This window comes from Rossellomorea vietnamensis (assembly GCF_025398035.1).
GTDB lineage: Bacteria > Bacillota > Bacilli > Bacillales > Bacillaceae_B > Rossellomorea > Rossellomorea vietnamensis_B.
In genome coordinates this window covers 53,952-67,651 of sequence record NZ_CP104558.1, presented here as the reverse complement: position 1 = coordinate 67,651, position 13,700 = coordinate 53,952, and the positions used below count along the sequence as shown (strand labels likewise).

14 protein-coding genes are annotated in these 13,700 nt (G+C 46.2%); 3 read left to right on the top strand and 11 right to left on the bottom strand.

What is annotated here, in order from left to right; genetic code table 11:
* Nucleotides 1-48: 48 nt before the first annotated feature.
* From N5C46_RS00320 to rnz, 3 genes are read right to left on the bottom strand one after another with little or no spacing between them, the layout of a single operon-like run.
* Entirely contained in the window at nt 49-804 is a 756-nt protein-coding gene (locus N5C46_RS00320; protein ID WP_261750457.1) for a GNAT family N-acetyltransferase, read from the bottom strand.
* A gap of 34 nt (nt 805-838) precedes the next feature.
* On the bottom strand, nt 839-1,378 hold the full coding sequence (locus tag N5C46_RS00315) for a histidine phosphatase family protein (protein WP_261750456.1): 540 nt from the start codon (nt 1,376-1,378) through the stop codon (nt 839-841).
* An 11-nt stretch (nt 1,379-1,389) separates the two neighbouring features.
* Entirely contained in the window at nt 1,390-2,316 is a 927-nt protein-coding gene (gene rnz, locus N5C46_RS00310) for a ribonuclease Z (protein ID WP_261750455.1), read from the bottom strand.
* Between the two features lie 286 nt (nt 2,317-2,602).
* Between rnz and zwf the strand changes: the two genes are divergently transcribed.
* Nucleotides 2,603-4,105 (top strand): glucose-6-phosphate dehydrogenase, encoded by a 1,503-nt coding sequence (zwf, locus tag N5C46_RS00305; RefSeq protein WP_406686805.1) that lies wholly within the window; start codon nt 2,603-2,605, stop codon nt 4,103-4,105.
* Between the two features lie 16 nt (nt 4,106-4,121).
* Nucleotides 4,122-4,742, top strand: coding sequence for a cyclase family protein (locus N5C46_RS00300; protein WP_261750453.1), 621 nt, complete (start codon nt 4,122-4,124; stop codon nt 4,740-4,742).
* Nucleotides 4,743-4,835: 93 nt separating this feature from the next.
* Here N5C46_RS00300 and N5C46_RS00295 read toward each other — a convergent pair whose 3' ends face one another.
* From N5C46_RS00295 to mce, 7 genes are all read right to left on the bottom strand, one after another.
* The gene (locus N5C46_RS00295; protein WP_261750452.1) at nt 4,836-5,939 is read right to left on the bottom strand and encodes an NADH:flavin oxidoreductase; all 1,104 of its coding nucleotides are present in this window, start codon (nt 5,937-5,939) and stop codon (nt 4,836-4,838) included.
* A 176-nt stretch (nt 5,940-6,115) separates the two neighbouring features.
* Complete coding sequence (gene gndA / locus N5C46_RS00290) at nt 6,116-7,522, bottom strand: NADP-dependent phosphogluconate dehydrogenase (protein ID WP_261750451.1); 1,407 nt, start codon at nt 7,520-7,522, stop codon at nt 6,116-6,118.
* 163 nt (nt 7,523-7,685) lie between these two features.
* On the bottom strand, nt 7,686-8,939 hold the full coding sequence (locus N5C46_RS00285; RefSeq protein WP_261750450.1) for a DNA polymerase IV: 1,254 nt from the start codon (nt 8,937-8,939) through the stop codon (nt 7,686-7,688).
* Nucleotides 8,940-8,960: 21 nt separating this feature from the next.
* Nucleotides 8,961-9,431, bottom strand: a complete 471-nt coding sequence (locus N5C46_RS00280; RefSeq protein ID WP_261750449.1) for a chemotaxis protein CheW — start codon at nt 9,429-9,431, stop codon at nt 8,961-8,963.
* A gap of 258 nt (nt 9,432-9,689) precedes the next feature.
* Nucleotides 9,690-10,814: a tripeptidase T gene (locus N5C46_RS00275; protein WP_224519557.1), complete on the bottom strand. Its 1,125-nt coding sequence runs from the start codon at nt 10,812-10,814 to the stop codon at nt 9,690-9,692.
* 76 nt (nt 10,815-10,890) lie between these two features.
* The gene (locus N5C46_RS00270; RefSeq protein ID WP_261750448.1) at nt 10,891-12,438 is read right to left on the bottom strand and encodes an acyl-CoA carboxylase subunit beta; all 1,548 of its coding nucleotides are present in this window, start codon (nt 12,436-12,438) and stop codon (nt 10,891-10,893) included.
* A 5-nt stretch (nt 12,439-12,443) separates the two neighbouring features.
* Nucleotides 12,444-12,857 (bottom strand): methylmalonyl-CoA epimerase, encoded by a 414-nt coding sequence (gene mce, locus N5C46_RS00265; RefSeq protein WP_258261740.1) that lies wholly within the window; start codon nt 12,855-12,857, stop codon nt 12,444-12,446.
* 188 nt (nt 12,858-13,045) lie between these two features.
* Between mce and prli42 the strand changes: the two genes are divergently transcribed.
* Nucleotides 13,046-13,141 (top strand): stressosome-associated protein Prli42, encoded by a 96-nt coding sequence (gene prli42 / locus N5C46_RS00260; RefSeq protein ID WP_156029987.1) that lies wholly within the window; start codon nt 13,046-13,048, stop codon nt 13,139-13,141.
* 53 nt (nt 13,142-13,194) lie between these two features.
* Here prli42 and N5C46_RS00255 read toward each other — a convergent pair whose 3' ends face one another.
* Nucleotides 13,195-13,698, bottom strand: a complete 504-nt coding sequence (locus tag N5C46_RS00255) for a L,D-transpeptidase (protein WP_261750447.1) — start codon at nt 13,696-13,698, stop codon at nt 13,195-13,197.
* Between the last annotated feature and the right edge of the window lie 2 nt (nt 13,699-13,700).

Sequence of the window (13,700 nt, the reverse complement as noted above, 5' to 3'; positions counted from 1 at the left end):
AAATACGCAAACAAGAGGGTGGACCAGAAGTCCCCCCTCTTGTTTTATTTATTCATACACCTTCTGTACTTCATATCTGAACCCTAGACAACGGTAATTCTGCTTTTGGTACATCAGTCTTGGCGTATCTTCCCCGTCCGCAACCAGGATGATAAACGTGTCAGGGAACCGTTCCATGACATACCGCTGCAGCCTGCTTCCGATCCCCTTCTTTTGAAACGATTCGTGAACCATCAAACCGTCTATTTCCGCTGAATCTTCTTCGATGATCACATCCACGGATCCGGCCGGCGTCCCCTTATAGAAAGCCAGAAGCTGCATGATACGGGGATTTTCAAAATTCCGCTTATGCATATCCACCTTTTGGTCGGCAAAATCCGGACCAAAGTCCATGTCCTGCTCATACTGAAAAGAAAGATAATCCTGGAGTTCTTCCTTGCCCACTTCCTTGACTTCTATATCAGGATTCACTTCCGTCAATGGGAATTGATCTGGTTCAATGGAATAAAGTTCATTGAACCCGACGTCATATCCCTCTTTTTTACAATAGTCCATCAGATCTTCTGAAGGTTTGTGATCTTGTGGAAGAAGGAACTTTACATGCTTCTGGCCTTTTGATTGATGAAATTCCCGTAAAAAACGGGCGGCTTCCATAAATTCTTCAAGAGTCGGCTGTTTCTTAAATGCAAGAAAGTTACTATCATACCTCGTCAGCATTTCCGGATAATGAATATGTAGATAAAGAGCGTTTTCAGCTATAATATGACCCGGATTATAAATATGTTCAAATGTAAATGAATTCATCTCGATTCCCCTTTTTCTGTTTAAACGGCAATTCCTACTCCCAAATACGCTGTACAGAAGCGCGGTCCCCCTCCAGCCTGACGATGTAGACGTCGGGATTGGATAGAGCGAACAGTTCATTGTATCCATAGCTATCATCAAATAACCTGAGGAGCAGCGTCGTTAAATTACCATGACTCACACAGACAATGTGTTCCTCTTCTTTTCCCATCACCTCATCGACGAAGGACCTTGCGCGTTCCATCGCCATTTGATTGGATTCCCCGCCAGGTAATGAGAGAGAAAAATCCTCAAAGCTCATCTTTAACTTTTCCATCCAATCAGGAAGATCCTGATCGCTCAGCACCCTTTCTCCCAGCCTGTCATCCTTCTGGACCCGGAGCCCTGAGCGATCAGCAAAAGGAGCGATCGTGTCCAGTGCCCTTATGAAGGGACTTGAATAAATCGCTTGAATGGATCGATTTTCTAAAAAGGATGCTAATTGACGTGCCTGACGTTCCCCCTCCTCCGTTAACGGTGTATCAAAGGGCTGTCCTTCCGCTTTCGCATGACGGACGATATAGATCTCCTTCATCCCACTCCCCCCTATTTCTTTAAAGGTATGTCGTATTCCATGAAATCCCTTGCCATATAGCTTTCCGGGAAGACGTCCCTTGCTTCCTTCTCCAATTCTTCCCATGATTCCTTTGCATACCGGGAAGAAATATGGGTCAGGAAAAGGCGTCGTGCCCCGGCTAGGAGAGCGGTCTTTCCAGCCTGCTTTGTCGTGGAATGGTAATATTCCCGGGCCATCTCTTCTTGATCCCGGTTGAAGGTCGCTTCATGAACCAGGACATCTGCGGACTTGGAAAGTTCCACCGCATTGGAACAAAATCTTGTATCTCCAAGGATCGTGACCACCCGTCCAGGAATCGAAGGTCCTAGAAAATCCTTTCCATCGATCTCCCTCCCGTCTTCCAGTCGAACCGTTTCACCACATTTTAATTTCTTATACAAGGGCCCCGGTTGAACGCCCCTATCACGTAATTGATCCACCTGAAGGACACCGGGCTTATCTTTTTCAATCACTCGATAGCCGAAAGTAGGAAGAGCATGGTCGAGCCCCATTGCTACTACACTGAACCCTTCATCTTGAAAGATGACCCCTTCCTCGATTTCCACCACTTCAAGGGGATATTGAAGGTGTGTCCTGCTGATTGAGAGGGAAACCTCGATAAAGTCCTTGATCCCCTTAGGACCGTATACCGTCAGTTTTGTTTCCCCTCCCTGGAAGGAACGGCTCCCGAGTAACCCCGGCAGCCCGTATATGTGATCACCATGCAGGTGGGTAATGAAGATCTTTTCGATTCTTCTTGGTTTCAAGCTTGTATGTAAAATTTGATGCTGGGTTGCTTCCCCGCAATCAAATAGCCAAACCGCACCGCGTTCCTCCAGTAATTTCAAAGCGATACTGGTCACATTGCGGAGCTTGGCCGGTACTCCTGCACCCGTACCCAGAAATAATAATTCCACTGTCATCACTCCTCAGATGAGCTATTCTGTCTCTATTTTAGCATAATCGCCCATATTTTACCCTTTCCCGCAAAATGAGTCATAAGAATGAAAATTAAAGCCAATATAATGACGAAGATGTTTGCAAAAAAGATAAAACGTTTTCATGCATATACGCAGAAAAAGTCATCAGCATATAATTTGCCAAATGAATGAGAAGTCTTTAAAATTAAGTAATTGTATAGGATATTAAATAAGAAGAAACGCATAAATAAGGGTTACAACAAGATAAAGTGAGGTCATGACATTGAATAATTCAACTACACCAACATCTCTGATTACGATTTTCGGAGCGACGGGTGATCTAGCGAAAAGAAAACTATATCCATCTCTTTATCATCTGTTCCGTAAAGGAAAAATCTCAAAGCGTTTTGCCGTTGTAGGTGTGGCACGACGCGAATGGTCAAATGAAGAATTCCAGGAGCATGTAAAAACATCGGTACATAAAGCGTTAGGCAGCGATGAGAACATTGATGAGTTTGTGTCACATTTCTATTATCAGCCGAATGATGTATCCAACAGTGATTCATATAAAGCATTGAAGAACTTATCCGATGAGCTCGATGAAACATATGAATTAGAAGGCAATCGCGTTTTCTACTTAGCGATGGCTCCTGAATTCTTCGGGACGATTACGGAACAGTTGAAAAATCAAGGCTTGACCGATACAAAAGGCTTCCAGCGACTTGTGATCGAGAAACCATTCGGTCACGACCTGCCTTCAGCCGAAAAATTGAACAGCCAGATCCGTGAATCATTCTCCGAGGATCAAATTTATCGTATCGATCACTATCTTGGTAAAGAAATGGTGCAGAACATCGAAGTCATCCGTTTCTCAAATGCCATGTTCGAACCACTCTGGAACAACCGTTATATTTCCAATATCCAGGTCACCTCATCGGAAGAACTTGGTGTGGAAGACCGCGGCCGTTATTACGAAAAAAGCGGGGCCCTTCGCGATATGGTTCAAAACCATCTGCTTCAAATGGTTGCATTACTTGCCATGGAGCCGCCGATCAAATTGACGACGGATGAAATCCGCAGTGAAAAGGTACGTGTATTGCGTTCCCTTCGTCCGTTTCAACAGGATGAAGTCAAGGACTACTTCGTCAGGGGTCAGTACGGTCCCGGGAAAGCAGGAAATGAAGCTCTCCCTGGTTACCGCGAAGCTGAAAACGTCGATGATCAGTCCAATACGGAAACCTATGTTGCAGGTAAATTGATGATCGATAACTTCCGCTGGGCGGGTGTCCCGTTCTATATCCGTACCGGAAAGAGAATGGAAACCAAATCAACGAAGATCGTCATCCAGTTCAAAGACATCCCGATGAATCTGTATTACAACCCGGACAAGCCACTGGCACCGAACCTGCTGGTCATTCACATTCAGCCGGAAGAAGGGATCACCCTGCATCTGAACGTGAAAAAATCCGGACAGAATATCGAAACGACTCCAGTGAAATTGAACTTTGCCAACAATAGCGTGGATGGAATGAACACACCTGAGGCGTATGAGAAGCTTCTATTCGATTGTCTTCGCGGGGATGCTACGAATTTCACCCATTGGGATGAAGTGAAATTATCATGGGCTTTCGTCGACAAAATCTCTGAAGTATGGGAACATACACGTGACGGAGAATTCCCTAACTATGAAGCAGGTTCGATGGGGCCGAAAGCCGCTGACAATCTGCTCGCAAAAGACGGCTTCTCCTGGTGGCCGATTGCCAACCTCGATGTAGACCAATGCTAAGAAAGGTGTGGAACCTATGAAAATTTATGACGTAACAGCCCCGATCTTTAACGGGATGCCCGTGTACAAGAACAAACCTGAAAAACAACCGAGTATTGAAACCAATACGAACGGACATGTGACGGAGTCAAGACTCTCAATGGATGTTCATACAGGAACTCATGTCGACGCTCCTCTTCACATGATCAACGACGGTGAGACGATTGAAACGATTGAAATCGAGAAGCTCGTCCGCCCTGTCAAAGTATTTGATGTAACGGAAGCCGATGAGAAAATCAGCCTGAAGGATATTGAAGGATTAGAGATTGAAGAAAATGACTTCATCCTATTCAAAACGAAGAATTCATGGGATACTGAATTCAACTTTGACTTCATCTATGTAGCAGAAGATGCTGCTGCATACCTTGCTGAGAAAAAGATTGCAGGAGTGGGGATCGATGCCCTCGGAATCGAGCGGGCCCAGGAGGGTCACCCGACCCACCGCAGCCTTATGGGAAGCGGCGTCATCATCATGGAAGGCCTTCAGTTGAAAGATATCAAAGCCGGCCAATACTTCATGGTGGCGGCACCACTAAAAATTCAAAACACAGATGCATCACCGGCACGTGTCTTGCTGTTTGATGAAATGATCGGGTAATGCTTTATTGACTCTCCGGTATATTGCCGGGGAGTCTTTTTATTGTAAACACACAAAAAAGGTGCCTCATTCAAAGAGACACCCCGTACTGCCTTAATACAATTTTTTCAGTGCTTCCTTATCAAACGGCAGCAGGTCATTCGCCTTGCCTTCTTCCACCTTCCTCACCCATTCAGGGTCCTGAAGGAGTGAGCGTCCGATTGCGACCAGGTCGAATTCTCCGAGGTCCAGTCTGTCGATCAGACCATCCAGGCTAGTCGTGCCCGCACCCGAGAAGCTCGTGAACTCCCCGTCCAGACCAACCGACCCCACAGATATAACCGGTTTACCTGTCAGCTTCTTTGTCCACCCGGCGAGATTCAAGTCAGATGCTTCAAATTCAGGCTCCCAAAAACGGCGTGTCGAGCAATGGAAAATATCTACGCCTGCATTCACCAGTGGCTCCAGGAAGCGCTCCAGTTCATCTGGCGTATTTGCAAGCTTTGCACCGAAATCATTCATTTTCCATTGCGAGAAACGGAAAATGATTGGGAAATCGGGTCCCACTTCGCGTCGGCAAGCCTCAATTACCTCAACGGCAAACCGGGTTCTGCCGACCAGATCTCCTCCATAACGGTCCGTACGACGGTTTGTATTCTCCCAGAAAAACTGATCGATTAAATATCCGTGTGCCCCGTGCAGTTCTATGCCGTCGAAGCCTATGCGTTTCGCATCTGCAGCAGCTTGGGCATACGCTTCCACCATCTGGACGACTTCCTCTTCCGACATAGGCTCCGTGATTTCTTTACCTGAAAGACTCAGTCCTGATGGTCCAACAGGAAACGCTTCTTCATTTGGAAGCTCCCCCTTTTTACGGGTCATCCCCACATGCCAAAGCTGTGGTACGATCTTTCCTCCTGCTTGATGGACTTCCTTCACGACGTTTGCCCATCCATTCAGTGATTCTTCCCCATGGAAAAGAGGGATGCTCGCTCCTGAAACAGAAGAGGGGTGATTGATTCCGGTTCCCTCCGTGACGATCAATCCTACACCATTTTCAGCTCTGCGGCGATAATAAGCGGCAACGTCTTCACCGGGAACTCCATTGGGTGAGAAACCCCGTGTCATAGGTGCCATCACTGTACGGTTGGATAACTGCAGCTTCTCACTATGGAATGATTTAAATAATGATTCTGTCGATGTATTGGTTTGACTCATTGAAATGCCTCCTCTTTTCTTGATGCATTTTCATTATTTCAAACCCGTAGTGAAAATCAAAGAAATCTGTTTGGGGAATGTTATTCATTCCGTATGTAATTCTGATTCGTTCCACTCGACATCATGATATTATTAAAAGCCCCTTTCTTCATCAGAAAGGGGCTTGAATCATTTAATTATTTCATCCACTCTGTATGGAAAATACCTTCTTTATCCACACGTTCGTAGGTATGAGCACCGAAGTAGTCCCGCTGAGCCTGGATTAAATTCGCAGGAAGCGTTTCTGTGCGGTAGCTGTCATAATAAGAAAGGGCTGCCGAGAAGCCGGGAACCGGTACGCCATTCTGGACGGCGACACTGATGACTTCACGGAGTGCGTATTGATAGCTTTCGACGATCTCTTTGAAGTAAGGATCGAGTAAAAGGTTAGTGAGATTGGATTCACGATCATATGCCTCTTTAATCTTCTGCAGGAACTGTGCACGGATGATACAGCCTCCGCGGAAGATCATGGCGATATCTCCGTACTCGAGATCCCATTTGTACTCATCAGACGCAGAACGCATCTGGGCAAAGCCTTGCGCATACGAACAGATCTTACTCATGTAAAGAGCTTTCCGAATCGATTCGACCAATGCTTTCTTATCACCATCGAACGGTTTCGTGTCTGGACCTTTCAGCATCTTGCTCGCCTTTACACGTTCATCCTTAATCGCTGAAATGAAACGGGCGAAGACAGACTCCGTGATGATCGGTAAAGATACACCGAGATCCAATGCACTTTGACTTGTCCATTTACCCGTACCCTTTTGACCTGCTTTATCGAGGATGACATCCACCATAGGCTTGCCGGTTTCTTCATCTTTCTTCGTAAAGATATCAGCTGTGATTTCGATGAGATAGCTGTCAAGCTCACCTTCATTCCAGTCCGCAAACACTTCATGAAGTTCTTCTGCACTCAAGCCAAGGACATTTTTCATCAGGAAATAAGATTCCGCGATCAGTTGCATATCTCCATATTCAATACCGTTGTGCACCATTTTCACATAGTGACCTGCGCCGTCGGGACCGATATACGTCGTACATGGATCTCCGTCAACCTTCGCTGCGATATCTTTCAGGATAGGAGCCACGAGATCATATGCTTCCTTCTGTCCTCCAGGCATGATGGATGGACCTGTCAGTGCACCTTCCTCCCCACCGGACACACCCGTCCCGATAAAGTGAATGCCAAGTTCACTTAGTTCCTGATTGCGTCGACGGGTATCCTCAAAGAACGTATTTCCCCCATCGATCAGGATGTCACCTTTTTCAAGGAAGGGTTTTAATTGTTCGATAGTCGCATCAGTCGGATTTCCAGCCTTGACCATCAGAAGAATCTTCCTAGGCTTTTCCAATGAGTTGACGAATTCCTCGATTGAATATGTAGGATTGACATTCTTGCCCTTCGATTCGTTCATCATTTCTTCCGTTTTCTCACTGGAACGATTGTATACAGAAACAGAGTATCCCCTGCTTTCAATATTCCATGCCAAGTTTTTTCCCATAACGGCTAATCCAATAACACCGATTTCCTGAGCCATAACATCAACGTCCTTTCATCTATAGAATCATGATTTCATTACTTCTTCAGTTATATCAAATGAATGACCGGAGTCTATTTCAATCTAACAAGAATGGTTCATTGATGCAAATAATCCGATTGAGAAGTACGTTACTGTTATAAGATGTCCCCTTTTCCAACTGTCATTCCCTTAAGAAGTCTTTGTTGAAGCTTGTGTCCTGTTTCTGGTCATAAGACTTTTTCTTATTCTTGGCTTTAATCCCTTGAGAGATGGAATCTTTCCCAAATTTGTCATGGAGCTTGGATAATACGTTGTAGAGTGGTTCCTTTTCGGCGACTTTCTTATAAGAAAATAAGTCCAGCTGTTCCGTGGCTTCGCTTTTCTCCACTACATCCTGTGCCGTGACCCCGAGGAGTCGTACAGGATCCCCATCCCAATGCTTCAGGAATAAGTCTTTCGCCTGGTGGTATAAGTCTTCTTTTTTATAGATGGGGTTTGCAACCTTTTTGCTTCTGGTGATGGTCTTCCGGAACTTATCACGAATCATCAGCTGGATTGTCGTTCCCAGTACATCTTTTTGTTGAAGTCGCGACGATACCTTCGCACACAGCTCTTCTACAACGATTAAAAGCTCTTGTTGATTCGTTGTATCCTTCGGTAAGGTAGTGGAATTGCCCACGCTCTTATAATCATAAATCGACTCCGGGTCCACATTCCTTCTGTCGGTTCCATTGGCTCGCTCTTTAAGACGGAGCCCGTTGATCCCGAGCAGTGACTTCAACTGGATATCGTTGGCATGGGCAAGGTCGCTGCACGTATGGATACCGATTGAATTCAGCTTCTCGGCAGTCTTCTGACCGATTCCGTGCATTTCAATGACGGGAAGGGGCCACAGCTTATTCGGGATATCCCTTTTACGCAACACGGTGATTCCCATGGGCTTCTTCATATCTGAAGCCGTTTTCGCCAGGAATTTATTTGGCGCCACACCTATACTGCAAGGAAGGTCTAACTGACCCTTGATCTGGGCCTGTATGTCCGAGGCAATTTGTAGTGGAGTTCCTTTCTCGAAGGAATCCGTTATATCGAGATACCCTTCATCAATCGACACGGGTTCCACTAATTCTGTATATTGTCTGAGGATATCGAATATTCCTTTGGAGGCGGCACGATAACGGTCGAAGTTAGGAGTCATGATCACCAGATCCGGACATAGTTTTTTTGCCTCCCAAAGAGGCATCGTCGTTTTCACGCCAAAGCCCCTGGCTTCGTAGCTGCATGTCACGATGATGCCCCGTCTTTCCTGGGGGTTCCCGGCTATAGCCAGAGGTTTCCCCCGCAGAGTAGGATCAGAGGCCATCTCTACAGAGGCATAAAAACTGTTCATATCCACATGAAGGATCACTCGTCCGTTTTTGGGATAGTGTGAGTTCATTTCAATCGCGGCTTTCTTTGTCTAGTTTTGATGTGTTTTTTGCTCGTTCACATAATCCTTTATTTCTTTTATACCTTCTAAGCTTTCTACTAAAACATCGGGATCGATTTGGGTCAGAAGGGAATCTTCAAGATTGATGATACCTGAAAAATAGGTTGTTTTCGAGTAAGCAAGTAAACCGACGTTTGTTATCGATTCATCCGCCACTTCGATGATTTCCTTTGCTTCCATCACGACCAGACCGACCTGCATCGTTTTCGTCTGGACGACCAGGAGAAACATTCCTTTTTCAGCAATCGCAGGGGTGTCATAAAGGATGTTCCCTAAATCAAGGACCGGAATCAGCTCTCCCCTGACCTTTACAAGTCCCAGGACAAATGGGGGTAAGTGAGGGATCGCCCTGATCTCCTCCACCTTTTCAATGGATACTACGTTCTCAATCGGCAGAGCATATTCTTCTTTTCCGGCATGAAATACAACTACTTTCGGCAATGTATAACGTCCCCTCTCGCATTTCTGATATGTATACTACTAATGTACCATATTTCACAATAAGGCGCTGATTTGAAAGAAGAAAAAGTCCACGCACAAAAGAAAACCCTTTTGCATGTGGACTTTTTTCTTTCTATTGTCCAGCTACGGGGCTTAGAGGCTCGAGGTCATAAGTTAAACCGACCAAAAAGGCAAAAAACGCCTTTCCGGTCGGTTCACCTTATGCTTGTCGCCTCTGGCCAAAGCCCCTTCGCTTTTCTATTCCCCAGCCACCTCTTTGATGATGGCTATGACCATTTCAGAAAGCTTGTTTAGTTCTTCTACAGGCATTCTTTCGCTTTTGGTATGGATTTCTTCGTATCCTACTGCAAGGTTTACAGTCGGTACTCCGAATCCGGCGATGACGTTGGCGTCGCTTCCGCCTCCGCTTGTGAGCAGCTCGCTAGGGCGGCCGATTTTCTTCGCCGCACGTTTTGCCACTTCCACTACTTCGTCACCGTCTTTGAACTTGAAGCCCGGGTACATGACTTGAACTTCGACTTCCGCTTTCCCGCCCATTTCCTCGGCAACGGAAGTGAAGGCAGCTTTCATTTTTTCTACCTGTGCTTCCATTTTTTCAGGAACCAGTGAACGGGCTTCAGCAAGGATATCGGCTTGTTCGCATACGATATTCGTTGCTTTCCCGCCTTCAAAGCGGCCGATGTTCGCAGTCGTTTCTTCATCGATACGGCCAAGTGGCATTTTAGAGATGGCTTTCGCTGCAATCGTGATGGCAGAAACGCCTTTTTCAGGAGCTACGCCTGCGTGTGCTGTTTTTCCGTAGATCGTCGCCTTCACTTTAGCCTGTGTCGGTGCTGCTACGATGATGTTTCCGACTTTGCCGTCACTATCAAGGGCGAAACCGTATTTCGCTTTAACAAGAGAGGAATCCAGGGCTTTTGCCCCAACGAGACCTGATTCTTCCCCTACCGTGATGATGAATTGGATGTCACCGTGGGAAATATTGTTTTCCTTAAGGACGCGCACGGATTCAAGCATAGTGGCAAGACCGGCTTTGTCATCGGCTCCGAGTATGGTTGTCCCATCGGAATAAATGTAGCCATCTTCTTTAAGAGTAGGCTTTACCCCTTTGGCAGGGACCACTGTATCCATATGGGAAGTGAAATAAATGGTATCCACTCCATCTTTATTCCCTTTTAACGTACAGATCAGGTTGCCGGCACCGTGGCCCGTTTCCCCCATCGTATCGTCTTCGAATACCTCCACTCCCAGGTCGGAGAATTTTTTTGTTAATACTTTCGCGATTTCCGCTTCTTCTTTCGTTTCAGAATCGATCTGGACCAATTCCAGGAATTCATTTAATAAACGCTCTTCATTAATCATTTAGTAGACCTCCACAAATATGTATTCACTTCTATAGTATAGCGTGAATAGCCACGTTCAACAAATGGTATACCTTTTACAATGGGATATTCCCGTGCTTTTTCTTCGGACGTTCTTCCCGTTTGTTTCTCATCATTTCCAGTCCTTGAATCAATTTGATCCGGGTTTCACGGGGATCGATGACATCATCCACCATCCCACGGGACGCTGCGACATATGGATTCGCGAACTTTTCACGATATTCTTCAATCTTCTGTTCCCTCAGCTCTTCAGGGTTATCGCTCGATGCAATCTCCCTGGCAAAAATGATGTTCGCTGCTCCTTGAGGCCCCATGACGGCGATCTCCGCATTCGGCCAGGCAAAGACCAGGTCCGCACCGATCGATTTACTGTTCAGTGCCACATATGCTCCGCCATACGCTTTCCTTAGGATCACGGTCATTTTAGGGACTGTCGCTTCAGAATAAGCATATAGAATCTTGGCCCCATGACGGATGATCCCTCCATGTTCCTGCTTGATCCCAGGGAAGAATCCCGTAACATCCTCGAACGTAATGAGAGGAATATTGAATGAATCACAGAACCTGATGAATCGGGATGCTTTGTCGGAAGAATCGATATCAAGGCCACCCGCCATGAACTTTGGCTGATTGCATACAAGTCCGACGACTTCGCCTTTTATGCGGGCCAGCCCCACAACAATATTTTTGGCGAATTCCTTCTGAACCTCCATGAAGCTTCCTTCATCGACAATTTCATTGATGACGGTACGGACGTCGTATGGACGAATCGCATCAAATGGAATCAGGTCCGTTAAGTTCGCACGGTAATCATCTTCTTCATCCGCGCCCAGGCGAGGGGGCTTCTCTTCATTGTTTTGAGGCAGGTATGTTAATAATCTTCGAACCTCTTGTAACACCTCTTCTTCCGTTTTCCCCCTGAAATGGGCATTTCCGCTGATGGAATTATGGACCTTCGCCCCACCGAGATCCTCTGAGCTTATTTTTTCCCCAGTCACGGTTTCAATGACTTTAGGTCCTGTGATGAACATTTGGCTCGTCTCATCCACCATAAAGACAAAATCCGTGATGGCAGGGGAGTAAACCGCTCCGCCGGCACAAGGGCCCATGATGACGGATATTTGCGGAATCACACCTGAATAGACGGCGTTCCGATAGAAGATATGTCCATACCCGTCTAAAGAAACGACCCCTTCCTGAATCCTGGCCCCGCCTGAATCATTCAATCCGATGAACGGAGCACCATTCTTCACGGCAAGATCCATCACATGGGAAATCTTCTTCGCGTGCATTTCTCCAAGCGCACCGCCGAACACCGTGAAATCCTGGGAGAATAAGTAAATCGGTTTCCCGTTCACCTTTCCGTATCCCGTCACGACCCCGTCACCAGGTCCCTGTACCCCTTCAAGTCCAAAGTCTGTGCATCTGTGCTCGATGAACGGGTTCAACTCCACAAAGCTACCCGGATCCACCAGGATATCGATCCGCTCCCTGGCTGTCAGCTTTCCTTTTTCATGCTGCTTGTCTATTTTTTCGTCTCCGCCGCCAAGTTCCACTTCTCTTCTGCGGTCGTACAATTCATTGATTTTTTCATAAATATCCATTGTGGTTACTCCCCTTTGATGTTGGATTTATCACAAAGCTCGTATAAAACGCCGTGGGCTGATTTCGGATGCATGAAGGCGACGGAGGCCCCGCCGGCACCAGGCTTCGGCGTTTCGTTGATCATCCGTACCCCTTTGGTCTGGAGCTCTTTGATGCGCTCCTCGATTCCTTCTACTCCGAAGGCTATATGGTGAATCCCTTCACCCTTTTTTTCTATGAATGCCGCAATCGGGCTTTCTTTATGTAGTGGCTCGAGTAACTCAAGTTTAAGATTTCCGCCATCCATGAATGCTACCTTGACACCTTGATTCTCAACTTCTTCGATCTTCAGTAGTGAAAGACCGAGAGTATCTTCATAAAATGCGAGAACATTGTCTATTGATGAAACTGCTATTCCGATATGATCTACCTTTTTCATCCCTATCATCCCCCTGTTGTTTGCATGCTCCACCCATATAGTATTCCATACTTGTTGTCGAATTTCCTCCTATAGAGACGAATAATTAAAGCGTTTTCTTTTATTGGGGTGGTTGTCTTCTCTCATTATTCACGTTAAAATAGAGAAGAAAATGATCTCACGCTTATGTGGAAGAATGGAGCGATACGATGGGTAATAAAAAGATGCAAAAGATCATTGTATTTGTGATGCTGTTTGCGATGATTGCATCCACGATCATGGCAGGACTGTCATTCTTATTATAAAAATAGTAACTAAAAGGAGCTGCTTTTCGAATTCATCGATCAGCAGCTCCTCTTTATTTCATGGCCCCGTATTCTTTCCCCAACTGATTGAAGCTCTTCTTCGTTTTCACGACGAGTACCTTGGTGCCGACGGGTGCTTTGTCAAACAGATATTCAACATTCTTATTCTGCATCCGGATGCATCCATTGGAGATGTATCTCCCTATGCTCGATGGCCGGTTCGTCCCGTGGATCCCGTAGATCCGGCCATCCGTCCCTTCTGCATCAAATCCAATCCAACGGGTTCCGAGGGGGTTTCTCGGGTCCCCGCCAGGGATATTCTTCTTACGATAGTAGGGGTCCTTGGCTTTCACCGTAACATTAAATAAACCTTCCGGGGTGAGCTCAGCCGTTTTTCCCGTAGCGACGGGAAAGGCAGCCTGTATTTTCCCGTCATCTATATACGCCAATTGATTGTTTTCCTTGTTCACGATGATAAACGGATCTCCGGGTATCGGGTTCCTCCCGAGTGGCCATATGGGAGAAGCGAACAATATGATGGCAAGAAGTAAGCGCATCC